Origin of the sequence: Mesorhizobium sp. WSM4983 (genome assembly GCF_029625765.1) — a bacterium.
Lineage (GTDB): Bacteria > Pseudomonadota > Alphaproteobacteria > Rhizobiales > Rhizobiaceae > Mesorhizobium.
Window position 1 is genome coordinate 1 of record NZ_JARTVM010000006.1, and the last position, 19,719, is coordinate 19,719.

General features: G+C 63.8%; 15 protein-coding genes. 13 read left to right on the forward strand and 2 right to left on the reverse strand.

Features of this window, described 5'->3' with window-relative positions; all coding sequences use genetic code 11:
* The 9 genes from P9254_RS17755 to P9254_RS17795 all read left to right on the forward strand — a co-directional run.
* The coding region (locus P9254_RS17755; protein ID WP_278056086.1) for a VCBS domain-containing protein at positions 1–1,892 on the forward strand (1,892 nt) is incomplete at its 5' end.
* A 136-nt stretch (positions 1,893–2,028) separates the two neighbouring features.
* On the forward strand, positions 2,029–3,768 hold the full coding sequence (locus P9254_RS17760; protein ID WP_278056085.1) for a type I secretion system permease/ATPase: 1,740 nt from the start codon (positions 2,029–2,031) through the stop codon (positions 3,766–3,768).
* Positions 3,765–5,105 (forward strand): HlyD family type I secretion periplasmic adaptor subunit, encoded by a 1,341-nt coding sequence (locus tag P9254_RS17765; RefSeq protein WP_095824821.1) that lies wholly within the window; start codon positions 3,765–3,767, stop codon positions 5,103–5,105. Before P9254_RS17760 ends, P9254_RS17765 begins: the two co-directional genes overlap by 4 nt.
* A gap of 493 nt (positions 5,106–5,598) precedes the next feature.
* Entirely contained in the window at positions 5,599–8,040 is a 2,442-nt protein-coding gene (locus P9254_RS17770) for an ATP-binding protein (RefSeq protein ID WP_278056084.1), read from the forward strand.
* A 5-nt stretch (positions 8,041–8,045) separates the two neighbouring features.
* Positions 8,046–8,432, forward strand: coding sequence for a response regulator (locus P9254_RS17775; RefSeq protein WP_095801341.1), 387 nt, complete (start codon positions 8,046–8,048; stop codon positions 8,430–8,432).
* A gap of 183 nt (positions 8,433–8,615) precedes the next feature.
* A complete protein-coding gene (locus P9254_RS17780) occupies positions 8,616–9,008 on the forward strand; it encodes a response regulator transcription factor (protein WP_067000929.1) in 393 nt (130 codons plus the stop codon).
* Complete coding sequence (locus tag P9254_RS17785) at positions 9,008–10,756, forward strand: YaiO family outer membrane beta-barrel protein (protein WP_278056082.1); 1,749 nt, start codon at positions 9,008–9,010, stop codon at positions 10,754–10,756. The genes P9254_RS17780 and P9254_RS17785 overlap by 1 nt, the downstream gene beginning before the upstream one ends.
* Before the next feature lie 2 nt (positions 10,757–10,758).
* Positions 10,759–11,796 (forward strand): HEAT repeat domain-containing protein, encoded by a 1,038-nt coding sequence (locus P9254_RS17790; protein ID WP_278056081.1) that lies wholly within the window; start codon positions 10,759–10,761, stop codon positions 11,794–11,796.
* On the forward strand, positions 11,793–13,220 hold the full coding sequence (locus P9254_RS17795; RefSeq protein WP_067329678.1) for a glycosyltransferase family 2 protein: 1,428 nt from the start codon (positions 11,793–11,795) through the stop codon (positions 13,218–13,220). The genes P9254_RS17790 and P9254_RS17795 overlap by 4 nt, the downstream gene beginning before the upstream one ends.
* A 15-nt stretch (positions 13,221–13,235) precedes the next feature.
* On the opposite strand, the gene P9254_RS17800 is transcribed toward P9254_RS17795, so the two are convergent.
* Positions 13,236–13,541: an Hpt domain-containing protein gene (locus P9254_RS17800; RefSeq protein WP_082954100.1), complete on the reverse strand. Its 306-nt coding sequence runs from the start codon at positions 13,539–13,541 to the stop codon at positions 13,236–13,238.
* 42 nt (positions 13,542–13,583) lie between these two features.
* On the opposite strand from P9254_RS17800, the gene P9254_RS17805 reads away from it, so the two are divergent.
* Positions 13,584–14,336 (forward strand): class I SAM-dependent methyltransferase, encoded by a 753-nt coding sequence (locus P9254_RS17805; protein ID WP_278056080.1) that lies wholly within the window; start codon positions 13,584–13,586, stop codon positions 14,334–14,336.
* Between the two features lie 155 nt (positions 14,337–14,491).
* Positions 14,492–16,264, forward strand: a complete 1,773-nt coding sequence (locus tag P9254_RS17810; protein ID WP_127325847.1) for an SLC13 family permease — start codon at positions 14,492–14,494, stop codon at positions 16,262–16,264.
* Positions 16,265–16,315: 51 nt separating this feature from the next.
* Here P9254_RS17810 and P9254_RS17815 read toward each other — a convergent pair whose 3' ends face one another.
* The gene (locus P9254_RS17815) at positions 16,316–17,395 is read right to left on the reverse strand and encodes a mechanosensitive ion channel family protein (protein WP_127239984.1); all 1,080 of its coding nucleotides are present in this window, start codon (positions 17,393–17,395) and stop codon (positions 16,316–16,318) included.
* 668 nt (positions 17,396–18,063) lie between these two features.
* Here P9254_RS17815 and P9254_RS17820 point away from each other — a divergent pair.
* Both P9254_RS17820 and P9254_RS17825 read left to right on the forward strand, forming a co-directional pair.
* Entirely contained in the window at positions 18,064–18,840 is a 777-nt protein-coding gene (locus P9254_RS17820) for an amino acid ABC transporter ATP-binding protein (RefSeq protein WP_067330146.1), read from the forward strand.
* Between the two features lie 41 nt (positions 18,841–18,881).
* Positions 18,882–19,700: a transporter substrate-binding domain-containing protein gene (locus P9254_RS17825; protein WP_278056079.1), complete on the forward strand. Its 819-nt coding sequence runs from the start codon at positions 18,882–18,884 to the stop codon at positions 19,698–19,700.
* Positions 19,701–19,719 lie beyond the last annotated feature (19 nt).

Sequence of the window (19,719 nt, forward strand, 5' to 3'; positions counted from 1 at the left end):
GCTTCACGGTGACGAGCCAGGACGGCACGGCGACGGGAACGGTGACGGTGACCATCACCGGCACCAACGACGCGGCGGTGATCACCGGCGATGCGAGCGGCTCGGTCACCGAGGCCTCCGGCGTTGCCAATGGCACGGCCGGCACCTCGCCGGCGACCGGCGACCTCGACGCCAGCGACGTCGACAGCGGCACCGACTTCTCGGTGGTAAGCAACGGCGTGCACGGCACGCTGACCATCAATGCCGCCGGCGAGTGGAGCTACGCGCTCAACGAGAACGATGCCGCGGTGCAGGCGCTCAACGCCGGCGATCCGGCGCTGACCGACACCATCACCGTGCAGACCTCAGACGGCACCCAGCAGAACATCGTCATCTCGATCAACGGTGCCAACGACGCGGCGGTGATCACCGTCAACGGCGCCCAGGATGTCTCAGTCACGGAGAAGAGCGGCGTCGCCAACGGCACACCTGGCGATGCTTTCGCTTCGGGCGACCTCAATGCGACCGACGTCGACAATCCCGCGACCTTCAACATGCAGGCCGCAGTCGCCAAAAGCTATGGCACTTTCTCGATCGATGCCAACGGCGCCTGGAGCTACACGCTCGACGACAACAATGCGACCGTTCAGGCGCTCAACAGCAGCGGCGCGAACACCACGCTGCATGAACTGGTGACGGTCTCGACCGTCGACGGCACGCAGCAGGTGATAGACATCACCATCCACGGCGCCAACGACGCCGCGGTGATCAGCGGCACCTCGGCGGGGACCGTCATCGAAGCGGGCACCTCCAATGGCGGAGGCACGCCGACCGCCACCGGGGACCTTCTGTCGGCTGATGTCGACAACAGTACGGACGCCTTCCAGGCCGTCAATTCAGCGACGGCCAGCGCGCTCGGCTACGGCAGCTACACCGTGACCGCCGCGGGAGTCTGGACCTACACGCTCGACAACTCGAATCCGACGGTCAATGCCTTGACCGGCAGCCAGTCCTTGAGCGACAGCTTTACTGTCTTCTCCGAGGACGGCACGGCGAAACTGGTCTCGATTACCATTAATGGCGCTGACGACGGCGCACCGCGCTTTGCTCCGACTGACATCCAGCTTACACCAAGCACCACCACCGGGGATGTGAACTTCAGCTCGTTCCAGTTCACCGGAACACTAAGCGCCACCGATCCGGACCCCGGCAGCTTCGTCTACAGCATCACTTCGCAATCAGACCCGGGGCTGTTCTCGATCACCGGCAGCACGCTGAATTCCGGAGATCTTTCGCCGAGCAAGGCCTATTCCATCACCGTGCAGGCAACCCAAGTGGGCGACCCCGCAGGACCACCGTACCAGTATAGTGAGACGTTCCAGGTCATCACTGGCAGCAACGGCAATTCAAGCGACGCCCTTAACGGAGCCAACGGTGGCGATGACGTCCTCTACGGCAACGGCGGCGCAGACATCATTCTCGGCATGGCGGGCAACGACACGCTGTTCGGCCAAAGCGGCAATGACACGCTCAACGGTGGCGATGGCATTGACAAGCTTGTCGGCGGGGCCGGCACTGACACGCTTACGGGTGGTCTGGGAGCAGACACCTTCTACTATGGCTCAGCCTTTTCGGATTCGCCCGCAACCGCCGCAAACGACACCATCACCGACTTCGTGCACGGCGTCGACAAGATCGATCTCTCCTCGATCGACGCCAGCTCAGCAGCCGGCGACCAGGCTTTCCTGTTCGGCGGTCAGACCTCGGCCACCGTCGCCAACAGCATCACCTGGTCCGAAGTCGGCGGCAACACGATCGTCCGAGCCGACGTCAACGGAAGCGGTGGCGCAGAGTTTCAGATCACGCTGACCGGCGTCAACCTCGGACTGACGGCCAGCGACTTCGTGCTGTAACCAAAGAGGTGAGCCACGCCCGCGCGGCTCACCTGTATCCCGCTACAGGATTCAGCTTACGAATTAAGGTTTACGACAGGTTTACCAGCGGATCGCGTGGCCGGGCGAGGGATCCGGAGTAGTATCGTTCCGGGCCATGCAGTTTGGACAGGGGGCGGTTCTGCCGCTGGGTATTTTGAGTCTCGACAACAAATCCAGGATCGTCAGGGAAGCGCTTGGCGCCTGCCGCCGCTATTTCCTGTTTGCGGCGGTGTTCAGCCTGGCCATCAATCTGCTTTACCTCGCATCGCCGTTCTACATGCTGCAGATTTACGACCGGGTGGTCACCAGCGGCAGCGAGACGACGCTGGTGATGCTGACGCTGGTGCTGCTTGCGGCGTTCCTGGCGCTCGCCGGTCTGGACCTCGTGCGCGCCGCGATCCTGACGCGCGCCAGCGCGCGGCTCGACCGGCTGCTTTCGGCCAGGATCCTGGCGGCTTCCGTCGAGACCCCGTCGCAGGGTGCCTCGCCAAGCCAGCCGGTCCGCGATTTCGACACCTTCCGGCAGGTGATCACCGGCAGCGGTATTCATGCCCTGTTCGACCTGCCCTGGTCGCCGATCTATATCGGCATCATCTTCCTCCTGCATCCCTGGCTCGGCTTCTTCGCGTTGGGCTCCTCGCTGCTTCTCATCGCCATGGCGGTGCTCAACGAATATATCGTGCGGGCGGCGCTGAAGCAGGCCAACGACCTTGCCACGGCCAACTACAATTTCACCGAAATGAGCCTCAGGAACGCGGAAGTCATCCGCGCCATGGGCATGATCGACGGCCTCGTCCGGCGCTGGGGGCGCGATCGCGGCCTGGCGCTCGGCCAGCAGGGGCGGGCGAGCGACCGGGCAGCGGTCATGTCCGGGCTGATCCGCTTCCTGCGCCTCACCATGCAGTCGCTTATCCTCGGCCTCGGGGCCTATCTGGTGATCGAGCGACAGATCACCGGCGGCTCGATGTTTGCGGCCAGCCTGCTGCTGGGCAGGGGGCTGCAGCCGGTCGAGCAGATCGTCGGCCTCTGGCGCAGCCTGATCCTGGCGCGGGCCGCCCTTGGCAGGGTCGAGAGGCTGCTGGACGGCGGCGCGCAGGGCGAACGCTCGTTCAACCTGCCGAAGCCCTCCGGCAAGGTCGCCGTCGAGCAGTTGAGCTTCGCCATTCCCAGCCTGCAGAAGGTGCTGCTGCGCGATGTGTCGTTCCGGCTCGAAGCAGGCGAGGCGCTCGGCATCGTCGGCCCTTCCGGCGCCGGCAAGTCGACGCTGGCGCGTCACCTAGCCGGCATCATGCAGCCGAGCCGCGGCACGGTCAGGCTCGATGGCGCCGACATGACGCAGTGGGGAAGGGAGGCGCTCGGCGACCATATCGGCTACCTGCCGCAGGACATCGAGCTGTTTTCAGATACGGTGGCCGCCAATATCGGCCGCTTCAAGACCGATGTCGACCGCGAGGTGATCGAGGCGGCACGGCTCGCCGGCGTGCATGAGATGATTACCCGGCTGCCGCAAGGCTACGAGACGCAGATCGGCGAGGGCGGGGCGGTGCTGTCCGGCGGCTACCGGCAGCGCATCGCGCTTGCCCGCGCCGTCTTCGGCCTGCCGAACCTCATCGTGCTCGACGAGCCGAGCTCCAATCTCGATGCCGACGGCGATCGCGCGCTGGCCGAATGCGCGCTGGAGCTGAAGCGTCGCGGCAGCACGGTGATCATCGTCTCGCACCGGCCCTCGACTTTGGCCAATGTCGACAAGATCCTGCTCTTGCGGGATGGCGCGGTCGAAGCCTTCGGCATGAGAAACGAGATCGTGGCGCTGCTCAACCAGCGCGCGGCACCGATCACGGTGGCGGCCCAATGACCGATATCGCCGCTACCTATCGCAACCTCGCCGGCACCGAAGATGCGGGCGCCAATGCGGACTCGATCCGGGCACCGGTGTGGATCGGCCTGCTCATCATCGCCGCCTTCTTCGGCGTGTTCGGCGGCTGGGCCGCGGTCGCGCCGCTCAATGGCGCGGTGCTTGCCGATGCGGTGGTGAAGGTCGAAGGCAACCGCAAGAGCGTCCAGCATTTCGATGGCGGCACGGTGAAGGAAATCCGGGTCAAGGATGGCGACATCGTCAAGGCCGGCGATGTGCTGGTGCTGCTCGACGACACCCGCGCCCGGTCGGAATTCAACCTCTATTCCCAGCAATATGCGCTGCTGCGCGCCACCGATGCCCGCATCCGCGCCGAGCTGGACGGCCATGAGGCGGTTGCCTTCCCGAACGACATCACCGCCGAGCACCAGGCCTATCTGCAGGACGCCATGGCCAACCAGATTGCCGACCTCGAGAGCCAGCGCGCCTCGATGGCCGGCGCCAGGCAGATCCTGCAGAAGCGCATCGCCGAGCTCGACGAGCAGATCGATGGCAAGCAGGCGCGCGTCGAATCCTTTCGCGCGCAGCTCAAGTCGACGATCGACGAAAAGGCAAGCCTCAACAAGCTGCTGAAGGCGGGACTGACGACGAAGCCGCGTATCCTGGAGCTCGACCGCTCGGCCTCCGATCTGCAGGGCCTGATCGACCAGGCGCTCGGCGAGATCGCCGGAAATCGCCAGAGCAAGGCCGAACTCGAAAGCCAGATCGCGCAGCTCACCAACGAGCGTCGCGCAAAACTTTCGGCCATGCTGATCGACACCCAGTCGAACCTTGCCGATCTGGTGCCGAAGATGTTTGCCGCACAGGCCACGGTGGACCGCGCCGAAGTGCGCGCGCCCTATGACGGCCAGGTGATGGACTTGACCGTCTTTTCGACCGGCGCGATCGTCGCGCCCGGCCAGACCATTTTGGATATCGTGCCGACCAGGAATTCGCTGATCGTTCAAGCGCAGGTCAAGGTCGAGGACATATCCAGCCTGCGCGCCGACATGACGGCCGAGGTCCGCTTCACCTCGTACAAGCAGCGCACGACGCCGGTCATCCACGGCCGCGTCACCCGCGTCTCGGCGGACCGCGTCACCGATGCCAAGACCGGCTTTCCCTATTACGTTGCCGACGTGGCGGTGAATCAGCAGGAACTCGCCGCCGCGCCGCAGATCCAGCTCTATCCCGGCATGCCGGCGCAGGTCATGATCGTCACCGAGGAACGCACCGCGCTGGACTACATTCTGGGGCCGCTGACCACGTCGCTGCATACGGCCTTCCGGCAGAAGTAGCGCGCGGAACTGAAATCCTCGGGTCAGCTCTTCGGCTCTATGCGTCGGTACTCCAGCGCCACTACGCCGTTGCTGAACGGCACAGCAAAAACCAGCTTCAGTGCAAGCGGCTTGTAGACGGAAACAGCGGCTTGCCGCGGCCCGCAGCCGCAGGCCGTCGCCGAGGCCCGAATCTGCATGTCGTTGTGGCAGTTTGCCCGCTGATGTGGCCCACCTGGCAGCCGGCGGCAAGCTCACCGGCCTTCTGCCCGAAGCGGTCGCCAGTGTAAAGCAACAAAACGTCGGCAACCTCGATGTGGAGCGCAGCTTGAGCATTGCCCGACAATGCTCGGCCACGGGCGATGCAGGCCAGACACGATCAGGCCACTTTGACGGTCGATCGCTGCCCTTCGCCAAGCGCTCACCACCCCGCAAACTAGGCCGGTCCCGCTCCCTCTTTAGACCTCGGATAGGTTTTGCCGGTATTTGTCGGAAAAAACGGAGCCGGAAAATCATGACCGAGATCTGGCACTCACTGCTGGCCAATCTTGCGCTGGTCTCCATCCTTATCGTCGCCTGGGACCTTGTGGCGGATTTCACCGGGCGTCTCTCGCGGCGGGCACAGTCGCTGCTTTTGGGCGTGGTCATGTGCGCGGGCGCGGTCATTTCCATGGCGACGGCCTTGTCCGTCTCCGGCTTCATCGTCGACCTGCGTGCCGCGTTTATCGGCGCGGCCGCGTTCTTCGGCGGATGGCCGGCGATGCTCATCGCCGCTGCCGGCTCCATCGCCTATCGTCTTCACCTGGGCGGTCAGGGCGCCGAAGTCGGCGTCATGAGCATCCTGATCACCGCCGTCGTCGGTCTGGCCTGGCACCACATCGTCGCGGTCCGCTCGCGCACCATGTTCGACATATTCGGCCTCGGCCTGTCGGTCGCGCTGGCCGGGCTCATCACGCTTCTGGTCATTCCCTCGCAGGTCGTGACCGGCTTCGTGCAGCAGAGCACGTTGCCGTCGCTCCTGTTCCGCTTCCTGAGCACCTTCATCATTGCCGTGCTGCTCGACCGGCAGCAGCGGCGACGCGATCTCGCCATGTCCAACATGATATTCCGTGCCATGGTTCGCGAGCTGCCGGACAGTCTCAACGTGAAGGATGCTCAGGGGCGCTTCATCGCGGCCAATCCAGCCACCGCCGAACTGGTGCGCGCCGCCTCCGTCGAGGACCTCATCGGAAAGACGGATTTCGATTTCTATCCCAAGGACGTGGCCGAGCGCTTCAGGCAGGATGAAATGGGCGCGCTGGAGGCCGGGCAGACGTTGCGCATCGATCAGCCCGCGCTCCTGCCTGACGGCAGGCAGGGCTGGCTTTACACGCTGAAGGCGCCGTTCCGCGACGAGGCCGGCAAGATCGTCGGCGTCATCACCTACAATCGCGACATCACCGAGCAGAAGCGAAACGCCCAGCTCAAGAACGACTTCATTTCCACGGTCAGCCACGAATTGCGAACGCCGCTGACATCCATCCGCGGCTCGCTTGGCCTGATCGCAGCCGGCGTCGCGGGCGAGCTGCCGCCCAAGGCCGCCAACCTCGTCAACATCGCCCACAACAACAGCGAAAGGCTGGTTCTCCTCATCAACGACATTCTCGACATGGAGAAGATCGAGTCGGGCGTCATCACCTTCAAAATCAAGCAGATGCCAGTGCGTGCGGTCCTGGAGCAGGCCATCGCCGCCAGTTCCAATTACATGGCCGATAGCGGGATCCGCATCGTCCTGGTCGACGATGCCCCGCGCGCCGAAGCCAATATCGACCCCGATCGCCTGCACCAGGTGATGGCGAACCTGCTGTCGAACGCGATCAAGTTCTCCGATCCCGGCGGCACTGTCATGGTGAAGCTCCAGCGTCGCGAGCGCGACATGCTGCGCATCTCCGTTGTCGATGAAGGCGCCGGCATCCCGGAAGCGTTCCGCAGCCGCATATTCGGCAAGTTCGAGCAGGCCGATGCCTCCAGCACCCGCAAGAAGGGGGGCACCGGCCTGGGCCTGAGCATCGTCAAGACCATCGTGGAAAAGCTCGGCGGCGCCGTTTCCTTCGAAAGCGAGGAAGGCAAGGGGACCTCGTTTCAAGTCGATCTTGCCGAAGCGCAGAGAAGTGTCGAGAAGCCGGTTTTGGTCGAGCGCCGGTCGCGAAAGCGCGATGGCCGCCTGCGCGTCCTCATCTGCGAGGATGAGCCCGACATCGCTGCGGTGATCGCAGCGCTTCTCGACGCCGACGGCTTTTCCAGCGATGTCGCCCCCGATATCGGTACCGCAAAAGCGCTCCTGAACTCCCGCGACTATGTGGCGCTGACGCTCGACATCAAGCTGGCCGGGGAATCCGGCATCAAGCTTTTCCACGACATCAGGGTCTCACCGGTGAATTCCGAGATTTCGGTCATCGTCATCTCCGCCATCGCCGACGAGGCCAGGCGCTCGCTGAACGGAACCGCCATCGGCATCGTCGACTGGCTGGAGAAGCCGGTGGATTCAGCGCGCCTTCACGCCGCTCTCGCCAAGATCCTCGCCAGCAAGGTCGAGCGGAGGCCGAGGATCCTCCACGTCGAGGACGACGAGGGCGTCCTTGCCGTGATGTCAGCTGGCTTGGGTCCGGGCGTCTTGATCGCTTCCGCCAAAACGCTGCAGGAGGCGCGGAAGGCGGTCGCAAAGCATCGCTTCGACCTGGTCATCCTGGACATACTGCTTCCCGACGGATCGGGACTGGATCTGCTCATCGATCTGCCGCTGGAAACCCAAGTCATCGTGTTCTCGGCGGCCGAGTTGGATCAGAACCTCGGTGACCGGGTGCAGGCGATGATGACCAAGACTAAGGCGTCGGAGATCGATGTCGCCAGGCTGGTCAGGAGCATGTTGGTCTCATCGCTCGATAGCGCCAGACCCGCCTCCAGTGCCAAGGAGTGATGATTATGCCGGCAAGGATCCTCTATGTGGATGACGAGGACGACATCCGCGAAATCGCCCAGATGTCGCTGGAACTCGAGCCGGAATTCGAGGTGCGGTCCAGCGCCTCGGGCATCGCAGCGCTGACCGATGCCGCCGATTGGCGCCCTGACCTCATCCTGCTCGACGTGATGATGCCGGACATGGACGGGCCGGAAACACTGAGGCGCCTGGCCGATTCGCCGCTGACGGCCGCGATTCCGGTGGCGTTCATCACGGCACGCACCCAGACGCATGAGGTGGAGCGTTATCTCGCCATGGGAGCCGTGGGAGTGATCGCCAAGCCGTTCGACCCGCTGGCGCTTGCAGGCGAGGTGAGAAGGCTGCTTTTGGGGCGTTCCGGCCCGGTTTAGCCGGCGAGAAAGCCGCGCAAAAGATGCCTGTCGGCAAGGTCGGTTTTGCGTTTGCCGCTCCTATACCATGGCCCAATATTCATCTAGTGATTGTGTCGAAATGCGGCCGCCGCGAATCGGCTTTATCTAAGATCGCGCGGCGTCATCTCTCCGGGGGGCGATGGAACCGGAGCAGGACTGGTGGTGGATGGAGCGAAGGCAAGAGTTCTGATCTGCGATGATGATCCCTTGTTGCTCGAGCTGATGGAATTCAGGCTGAGGGCGAAGGGCTACGAGGTCATCAAAGCGGTAGACGGCGCCGAGGCGCTGGCGAAGGCGGAGCAGGATGGCCCCGACATCATCGTGCTCGACGCGATGATGCCCAAGGCCGACGGCATCGAGGTGCTGGCGCGCATCAAGGGCGACCCGGTGCTGTCGAAGACTCCGGTGGTGATGCTGACCGCGCGCAAGGCCGAGAAGGACATCGTTTCGGCGCTTGAGAAGGGCGCCGACGATTATCTGGTGAAGCCGTTCATTCCCGAGGAGCTACTGGCCCGGCTGGCGCGTCTCATCGCCCGCAAGGGCGGGAAGCGCTGATGCGGCGCGGCCGGCGCTCAGCCTTAGCCGCATGTCTGATCCTGGCGATCGCCGCCGCTCCCGGCGCGGCGCTGGCGCAGACTGTCGACGAGCTCTACGCATCCGGCGTCAAGGCCAGGCAGGCGCAGCATTTCGACGAGGCCGCCGATCGTTTCCGGCGCGCGCTGGCGTTGAAAGCTGACAATGCCGACGCTCTTGTGCAGCTTGGCTTCGCCGAGCTCGGCCGCAACGATCTGCCGGCGGCGCGCGACGCCTTTTCCAGGGCGCTTTCCCTTGCCCCGGCCTATCGCGATGCGAGCTTCGGCATGGCCCAGGTCGAATTCCGCTCCGGCAATCTGGATGCGGCGCTGCCGCTCGCCGAGAAGGTCGCTGAGGCAGAGCCCGGCAATGCCGACGCGGCAGCGCTTCTAGAGAACATCCGCAAGGCCAAGCAGGCCAGCCAGGCGAAGCCGGTTCCGGCTGCCGCGGCGCCGGCGAAGAAGCCGCCCCACCGGCGGCCCGATCCCGTCGCCATCCAGTTGGAGCAGGGCAGGCGGTTGCGGGCGGCGGGAAAGCTGCCCGAGGCCGAGACCGCCTATCGCCGCGCGCTCAAGCTGTCGCCCAGGAACACTGACACCCTGGTCGCGCTCGGCCTCGTCGTCGGCTCCACCCAGCGCTTCGACGAGGCCGGGCGGTTTTTCGACCGCGCGCTTGCGATCAGGCCCGGCCTTCTCGACGCGCGGTTGGGCAAGGTGCGCCTGGCGATCTGGCAGGGCGACGCGCCGCGCGCCCGCGCCCTGGTCGGTGATGTGCTGGCCTCGGCGCCGGACAATGTCGAGGCGCTCAGCCTTGATGCGAGAATCGCCTTGCTCGAGGCCGACTACCAGCGGGCCGGGCAATCGTTGCAGCGCGCGCTGGCGCTGGATCCACGCAATGCCGAGGCGCTGGTCGGGCTCGGCGATGTGCGCCGTGCCGAGGGCGACGACGAGGCCGCGCGGCAGGCCTACAGCCTGGCGCTCGCCATCGAGCCCGGTTCCGCCGATGTCGAGCAAAGGCTGGCCGTGCCGCCGCCGCGCAAATGGCGGCTCGACCTCGGCAGCGAGGTAAGCGATCTCACCGACGGGCTTGGCGACTGGACCGACAGTTCGGCCGGCCTTGCCTATCGCTTGTCGCCCCAAACGACGATCTCCGGCCGCACGCGGCTCGCCACCCGCTTCGACCACACCGACGTCCAGATCGAGGGCCGCGTCGACCAGGCCTTCTCGCCGGCCTTCTCCGCCTATGCGCTGGCCGCGGCGACGCCGGATGCCGACTTTCTGGCGCGCTATTCGCTGGGCGCCGGCGCTTCGTGGCAGGTCGTGGCGCCGGCGAAGGTCTTCGGCCCGCTGTCGCTCAACATCGACGCCCGCTACGACAATTTCGCCGACGCCGACGTCACCAGCATCCAGCCCTGGCTGCAGGGCTATCTCCTCGACGGCCGTCTGGGGCTTTCCGCCCGCTGGGTGCATGCCGAGGACGATATCGGGACGCGCGCGGACGGCTATGTGCTTCGTGCCGACCTCGCGGTGACGCCGCATGTCAATCTCTTCGGCGGCTATGCCGACGCCCCCGAAATCTCCGACGGCACGCTGGTGCCGACGCGCACCGTCTTTGGCGGCCTCTCCGTCGACGTCAGCGATCCGCTGACGCTGCGCGCCAGCATCGCGCATGAACAACGCCCGACATTCGACCGAAGCATATTCGGGCTCGGGCTGACGGCGCGGTTCTGACCATGTGGTACGTCTGGAATCTCTCCATACTGCTCAGCGCGCTCTCCCTGGTGATCATGCTGTTTTTGATCGCGCGCCGTTTGCTGCGGGAGCGCCGGGACAGCGCCAGAGCCGGACAGCGGCGCCAGCTTCTGACGGCGCTGATCGCCTTCACCGAAGATCGCGACCGCCAGACGCTGAAAACGGCCATTCTTTCGGTGCCGCCGGGCGTGGCGATCGAGGCCGGCTTCGAGTTCGTTTCGCTGCTGCGCGGCGAGGAGCGTGACGAGGTCCTTGTCGCCTTCAACGAATGCGGCCTGCCGGCCCTCGTCGGCAGGCAGCTGGAACGGGGCAATGTGGCCGAACGCATCCACGCGGCCGAGATGCTGGCGGCGCTGGGGTCGCAGAATGCGACGGCTAGCCTGCTTTCGGCGCTGGACCAGGACCGCTCGCGCGAAGTCAGGATCGCCGCCGCCATCGCGCTTTGCGATCTCGGCAGCCTGCCCCTGCTCGGCGTCGCGCTGGACAAGATCGGTGTGGCGGGACAGCGCTCGCGGCGCCTGATCGAACTGTTCAGGCGCTTTCCGCGCACGCGCTTCAACGAGCTTGCGATCCATGCATCGCGCGTCGACGCCGTGCCCTTCATCAGGGCGGCCGCGATCGACGCGCTCGCCCGCGCCGGCGGCTTCGGCTTTGCCGCCTTCTTCGCCGGCTTGGCCGGCGATGCCTCGCCCGAGGTTGTCGCCGCGGCGCTGCGCGCGCTGGGCCTCACCGGATACGCCGATGCGCCGGCGATCCTGACGAGCGCGATGGCAAACGACGACTGGGACGTGCGCGCCGCCGCCGCCGAGTCCGCGCGACGCCTCGGCCTTCCCGAACTTGCCCCGCCGCTGTCCAGGCTGCTGGACGACGAGGTCTGGAACGTGCGTTATGCCGCCGCCAAAGCGCTGCGCTCCTTCGGCCAGCCGGGCGAGCGGCTGCTGCGCCAGATTGCCGACAGCGAGGTCTCGCGCAGCCAGCGCACCGCCTCGCTCATTCTTGCCGAGGGGCCGGCCGCATGATTGCCGACTGGAGCGACGAGATCGTCCTTGCCGCCACCATCCTGTCCTGGTTAATCATCGCGGCGGGGCTGGCGCAGACGACAATCTATCTGCTGCAGCTCGTCCTCGCCGGCTATGCGCTGTCCAAGCGCCCGCCGGTGGCGCGCTCGGCGCTGCTCTGGCAGCGCTACGGCGAGGTCGCGCCGCCAATCGCGCTTCTGGTGCCGGCCTATAACGAGGAAGTGAATGTGGTGGAGAGCGTCCATTCGATGCTGGCGCTCGAATATCCGAATTTCGAGGTCATCGTCGTCAATGACGGCTCGAAGGACCAGACCTTGCAGCGCCTGATCGAGGGCTTCAAGCTGGTGAAGTTCCATCGTCCCTACGAGGACGCGCTGGCGCACAAGCCGATCCGCGGGCTCTATTCCTCGCCGATGACCGAGCGGCTGTTCGTGGTCGACAAGGAGAATGGCGGCAAGGCGGACGCGCAGAATGCCGGCATCAATGTCTGCCGCGCGCCGCTCTTTTGCGTGATCGACGGCGATTCCATCCTCGAACCCGACGCGCTGATGCGCGCCGCCCAGCCTTTCATCGACGATCCCGAGCGCACCATCGCGGTGGGCGGCACGATCCGCATCGCCAACGGCTCGAAGATCGAGGCCGGCAGGGTGCGCGAGGTCCATTTGCCGAGCCGCCTGCTGCCGCTCTTCCAGGTGGTCGAATATCTGCGCGCCTTCCTGATGGCCAGGCTTGCCTGGAGCAGCGTCAACACGCTGATGCTGGTCTCCGGCGCCTTCGGCATGTTCCGCCGCGCCGAAGTGGTGGCGGTGGGCGGCTTCACCAAGGGCTCGATGGGCGAGGACCTCGACCTCGTGATCAAGCTGCACCGCCACATGCGCGACAAGAAGCGCAAATACCGCGTTCAGTTCATTCCCGAGCCGGTGTGCTGGACCGAGGCGCCGGAAACGCTGAGCGTTCTGGCGAGGCAACGCACGCGCTGGCAGCGCGGCGCGCTCGAATGCTTCTTCCGCTACCGCGCCATGTTCTTGAACCCGCGCTATGGCCGCGTCGGCTTCCTCGGCTTCGGCCACATCTTCATCGTCGACGTTCTGGGGCCGGTGGCGGAGGTGCTGGGCTATATCCTGATCCCGGCCTTCTGGCTGCTCGGCATCCTGTCGGCCGAATATCTCCTGGCCTTCACTTCGCTGATCTTCACCTATGGCGTCTGCGTCAGCGTCTGCTCGCTCATCCTGGAAGAGGCCGAGCTGCAGCGCTTTCCGCGCGCCAGGGATCTCGCCGTTCTGACGGCGGCCGCCGTGGTCGAGAATTTCGGCTACCGCCAGCTCAACAATTTCTGGCGCGTGAAAGGCTGGTGGCAATTCTTGCGCGGCAACCAGGGCTGGGGCGAGATGACCAGGACCGGCCTCGGCGCCGCCAAAAAGTGAGCCCGGCGGGTGCCGTCAGGCCAGCGTCCGCTCGATCTCCCCGATTAAGGCATCGAGCGCCGCGCGGACATCGCCGCCTTCCGCCTGCTCGATGAGCAGCGTTTCCAGCTCTGACGCCCGCACGCTGATCTCCGCAAAGCCGAAAGTGCCGGCCGCGCCGGCGAGCGAATGCGCGAGCTTGGTCACGTCGGAGCCGGGCAGCGCCTCGCGCGCCGCCTGCAACTGCGCGAGCTGACCGGCGCAGCGGGTGAGGAAACGTTCGCGAAGAGGGGCGAAGGGATCGGTTGAGATGGAGATTCTCCCGAGCGAATGAGGAGATATTGAAACAGAAAGCGAGGCGAAGAGGAATGGCGGGTAGGCTGCTTGTTGCTCATCTGCCGCCCTTGCTTGGCTGCGTCGCCGGCCCCGCCGGTTACGCTGCGTTTAGCGCCGCCGTATAAGAAAGGGAATCCGGAGGGCAGCACACTGATGTTGGACAATTACGAGATGGACCGATTTGGCGTGATCCACCAAATCGACTTCACGCCGATCAAATACGACAAGCAATATATTTCCTATTACGAGGACCTGAGCGACCGGACGATCAAGCTCGGATATCAGCGGCTTGGCTGGGTGCTGGGATTGACCGGCGCGATCCCCCGCTCGGTGCTGGAGGTTGGATACGGCACCGGCACGTTCATCGAAGCCGCGAAGATAACCGGGGTCGCCGATTGCGCCGGCTACGACATCGCCGAGTTCCCGCTGCCCGCGGGCGTCCGCTTTGTCGGTTGGGACGAGGCGCTGGCCAGTTCGTGGGATCTGGTCGCCATGTTCGACGTGCTCGAACACATCCCGGATCTGGGTTTCCTCGGCCGCCTGCAGACCCGGCACCTGGCCGTCGCCGTCCCTTATTGCCGCTGGCGCGAGCTCGGCGCCGACGGCGACGCCTGGTTCCGAAGCTGGCGTATGCGTCTCCCCAACGAGCATTTGCACCACTTCGACCGCGACTCGCTGGTGGCGTTGCTCGCCCACAGCGGCTTCGAATGCGTGACGCTGAACTGCTTCGAGGACGGCATCAGGCTGCGGCCCGGCGAAGCCGGCCCGAACATTCTGTCCGGCTTCTTCAGCAAGCGATAGGGCAATTTCGCCCGCGCGCGAGGGCAGAGCCGGGCGATGGGCCGCGCTCATGCGCGATGGCCTTCAGCTCCGCCAGCAGCCCAAGACCGTCGGGCCAAAGCAACAAAGGAGCAGTCTGGGCGTTCTGATCAGCCGCTTGCGGAGCAGCCGAAGACATGACCATGCCGCAAATCCTGTCGTTCGCCGTCACCTTCGTGATGATGGCAGCGTTCGTATGGGGCCGCTATCGCTATGATCTCGTCGCTGCCGCGGCGCTGTTGCTCGCCCTCGCCGTCGGGATTGTGCCGTTCGACAAAGCCTTCAGCGGGTTTAGCGACGATATCGTGATCATTGTCGGCAGTGCTCTGCTGGTGAGCGCAGGCATAGCGCGATCGGGCATCATGGAACTCGCCATCGCGCGCTTTGCTCCGAAATTGTCGGGAGTTCGCTCGCAACTGGCGCTGCTGGTGATCGTGGTGACGTGCCTGTCTGCCTTCGTCAAGAATATAGGCGCGCTGGCGATCATGATCCCGATCGCCTTTCAGTTCGCGCGCCGGTCCGGCACCTCGCCATCGATATTTCTGATGCCCATGGCATTCGGGTCATTGCTCGGCGGTCTCATGACGCAGGTGGGCACGTCCCCGAACATTGTTGTCTCCCGGGTGCGAGAGCAGCTGACCGGAACGGCGTTCACAATGTTCGACTTCGCGCCTGTTGGAGCGGCCGTCGCCGCCGCCGGAATGATCTTTCTGCTGTCTTTCTATTGGCTGTTGCCGGTGCGCGAAAAGCTCGGCGGGGCGCTGAATGAAGCCCTCGACATCAAGGACTACCTTACAGAGGCGCGAGTTGTCGGCGATTCCACCGTGCTCGGGAAAACCGTCGCCGACGTCATCAAGCTTGCCGGAGGCGATGCCGTCGTGACGTCGATCCTGCGCAATCGCACGATGCGGATGACGCCGCTGCCCGATGCCGTCCTTAAGGTGAACGACATCCTGTTGCTCGAAGGCGACCCGGCAGCGCTGGATCGCCTTGTCTCGCAAGGCAAGCTCAGCGTCACGGGCGATCGGGTGAATGAAGAGGTCACCACCAGCGAGATGGTCGCTATCGAGGCCGTCATTGGCGAAAGCTCGCCTTTGATCGGCTGGACGGCCCAGCGACTTGCCCTCTACGATCGCTTCAACGTCAACCTCCTGGCTGTCAGCCGTCGCGGCCAGCGCCTCGATCGCAGGCTCGCCAAGGTCGAGCTAAGGCTCGGCGACGTCGTCGTGTTGCAGGGCAATGCAACCACAATGCCCGAGACACTGCGCGGACTAGGCTGCCTGCCGCTGGCGGAAAGGCCTATCCTTCTTGGCAGCGTGCGCAAGGGTATCGTGCCCGTGGTAATCCTCGCCCTTGCCATGCTCACGACTGCCGTGGGTCTGCTCCCTGTTCCCGTCGCTTTCTTTGCGGCCGCGGTCGGGATCGTGCTGTTCAAGGTCATCCCGCTCCGCGACGTCTACCAGTCGCTGGATGGCCCAATCCTGGTGATGCTCGCCGTTCTCATCCCGGTGAGCGATTCGCTGCGCACTACGGGGGCGACCGCGCTGGTCGCCGCAGAGCTTGCCAGGTTCGGGACCATTCTTCCGGCGCCCGGCGCACTGATGCTCATCCTCGTTGCCGCCATGGCCGTGACGCCATTCCTCAACAATGCCGCCACCGTGCTTGTCATGGCGCCCGTCGCGTCGGAATTCGCCGCCGATCTGGGCTACAGGCCGGAAGCATTTCTGATGGCTGTCGCCATCGGCGCCGGCTGCGACTTCCTCACGCCGATCGGGCACCAATGCAACACCCTTGTCATGGGGCCGGGAGGCTATCGTTTCAGCGACTATCCGCGTCTGGGGCTGCCGCTGTCGTTTCTTGTCGTCATTGTTGCCGTGCCGATGCTGGCGATCGTCTGGCCAATGAACTGACAAGCCATGGACGGATACGAACGACCTCGCTCTACCAAGCTGCCGGGAAGTTCACCGCAAATTGCTCTTCGGAAACAGCACGCGATCGGGTTCTGCATTCATTCGCGCCAGCATTTCCTTGATCAAGCGTGTTTTGGTGCGCCCAGCTTCCTTCGGCGGCACGAGGTAGCGCACGATGGCTTCGAGCCAGGTATTTTCACTGACGCGAAAATGCACCACCGGATGCTCCTTCACTTGCAACTCGTCCACCGGCGTTTTCGACAGGATGTCCTTATAGACCTTCACCTTCTGGCTCATGATGTCGCCGATCTGCTCGTCCACGACCTCTCGCATGGTTTTCGCCACGAATTCCAGATCGCTGTCGTAGGCGAGCTGGAACTTGATTTCGTTCCAGACATAAGGAAACAGCGGCCAGGAATAGTTGAAGACCGGCGTGTCGAACACGGTGGAGTTCGGGAATTTGATGACTCGTCCGCTCGGATGATCGGTCCAAAGATGTTCGCCGCCGAATTCCCACAACGTCGTGTCGAGATAGCTGACGTCGATGACATCGCCATGGGCGTCGCCGATGCGAATCCGGTCGCCGACGCGATAGGGCGCCCGGGCCAGAATATAGATCCAGGCGATGAAACTGGAGATCGGCATCTGCAGCGCGAAGCCGAGAGTCAGTGAAATCAGCCCGAGCGAAACGACGGCGGCGTACCAGTTCACGAACAGAACCGAGATGGCCACGAAGACGACGGCGACCACGACGATCAATCGAAAGATTCGTTTCAGGTTGAAGCGCGAAACGCGATTGGGAATTCGGCCGATGAGAAAGACTTCGACGATATTCGCTATCGTCAACATGACGAAGATGAGAAGGCCGCCCCAGACGTAGTTCAGCACGCGGGCGCGCAAAGGCGCCTCAAACCATTCCACGCGCCAATTGATGAGAAGTTGGACGGCAAAGAGCAGCAAGGCTACGGCAGCGAAACCAGCCGTCCACCAGAGGTCTTCCTTGCGGAAGCTGAAGCGGAACTTTTCCTCGGGCTTTTTCGCCTGCTGCTGGATCGTTTTCGGATCGGCAGTCCGCTGCGCGGCCCGTTCGAGCCGGGAAAGGTTCTCCTGTTCCTTGTCGCGCCGTTCCATGGATTCGCCATCCGATGTCGCATCAACATCGAGCAGCGGCTAATCGTTCCGCAACGGCGGCGTTGGAATGAGGCGTTTGCCGGCGCGTGGGATCTCGTCGCTATGTGGACGTGCTCGAACCGGATCGGGTTCCCCGACCGCTGCCGACCCGTCACCTTGCCGCCGCCGTCCCTTATTGCCGCTGGCGCGGGCTCGGCGCCGGCGGCGACGCGTGGGCGGCCCGGCGGAGCGGGCCCGAACATTCTGTTTAGGAAGCGATAGGCGAGTCTATGTTCGCCTGAGGCCGGGCGAGGGGCGGATTATCTGCGATGATCTTCATTCCGCGAATTGGATCCGACGCGCCAAATGTAAGCTGTTCCTGTAGATTTTTCTCGCAACCAATTTGATCTATCTTGACACCGGTTGCGATACCAATGTCATATTGGTACTAAGAATCCCGAGATTGGTTTCAAATAGTTGCTAGAGGCAGCGAGCCGATGAACGTGACTGACAGCAAGGGATATCGAACCGTTTCGAGGAGGAGCGCCATAGACGGCGCCGTCACCGACGAAAGTGGGAGCGATGGTCACAGTCGCCTAACACTTAACGAACTCGCGCAGACGATGGACAGCCGGGGCCAGCCCCATGTTGAGAAGGTGCGATCTGAATGGAACCGAAGACGCCATGACATGGCCCCGGTTCTAAAGGTCCATGAACTCAGTAAGAATTTCGGCGCGGTCAGGATCCTTAACGACGTCACTTTCCAGATGGCGGAAGGGGAGGTCATATCCCTTATCGGCGCGTCTGGCTCGGGAAAGAGCACGTTGTTGCGCTGCATAAATTTTCTGGAGACGCCGACCTCAGGGAGGATCGAGGTGATGGGCGACGCAATCTCCATCACCACCAATCGACCGGGCAAGAGCGAAATCACCAACCGCGCGAAGATCCGGCTCTTTCGCCAGCGGACTGGCATGGTGTTCCAGAACTTCAATCTCTGGCCGCACCGGACCGTGATCGGCAACGTGACAGAGGCGCTCGTCTACGTGCTCGGGAAAGGAAGGCGGGAGGCCGAGGATATGGCGCTTTCGGCGCTTTCCAAGGTGGGGATGGCCGAATTCCGCGACCGCTATCCCAGTCAGCTTTCAGGCGGTCAACAACAGCGCGTGGCGATCGCACGGGTGCTGGCGATGCGACCAAAGATCATGCTTTTTGACGAGCCCACATCCGCGCTCGATCCGGAACTCGTGGGCGAGGTGCTGAAGGTGATCCGCACGCTGGCCGAAGAGGGGGCGACCATCCTTCTCGTCACCCATGAAATGCGGTTTGCGCGCGACGTGTCGAGCCGAATGATATTCCTGCGCAAAGGTATCCTTGAGCAGGACGATGCGCCGGAAGAGTTGTTTCGCAACCCTGCCTCGGAGGCGGTGAAACGGTTTCTCTCCAGCGTCATGCCAGCCGCCGCGTGATCGCGGTTTTCTTCAGCAGAACAAGAAAAAGGGTAACACTCATGCTTTCAGTTCAAACGTTTCGTTCGATTTTCGTATCCGGTTTCATGCTCGCCGCCGCAGCCGGTGCCGCGCGCGCCGAGGAAGGCGTCCTACGCGTCGGCACGGAAGGGGACGCGCCGCTGTTCAGCATGGCCGACGCCAACGGAAACGTCACCGGCTTCGACGCCGACGTTGCCAACGGTATCTGCGCCGAACTCAAGATGAAGTGCAAATTCGTGGTGCAGGCTTTCAGTTCGCTGGTTCCCTCAATGGATAGCGACCGCTTCGACGTGATCATTTCCGGCCTTGGCATCACTGCCGAGCGCCAGAAGAAGATCGACTACTCCATCCCGTACGCCACCACGCCGCTCTATTTCGTGGTCCCCAAAGATTCCGCTCTTGCCGGTCTCAAGAGTCTCGAGGAGATCGAAAAGGCGCTCGCGGGAAAGAGTGTCGGCGTCGTGACAGGCACGACCTATGCCAAATTCATCGGCAAGCGGGCGACCAGCGCCGATCTCAAGACTTATGATGCCACCACTCAGCAGACCGCTGATCTTGCGGCTGGCCGCCTGGATGCCGCTTTCGGCGACTCCCCGACCTGGATGGATTTCCTCGCTACGCCGGACGGCGCCAACTTCACGAAGATCGATGTGAAGATTACGGCGATGAGCGATCCTGAAACCCTCGGCCACGGCATGGGTGTCGGCATGCGCAAGGGGAATGCCGAACTCAAGGCTAAGGTAGATGCCGCGCTCTGCAACATGATCGATGGAGGTAAGATCAAGGAGTCTTCCCTCAAGTGGTTCAAGGACGACTACACCATTCCGTGCAATAAGTGATCCTCTCGCAACAACTGGC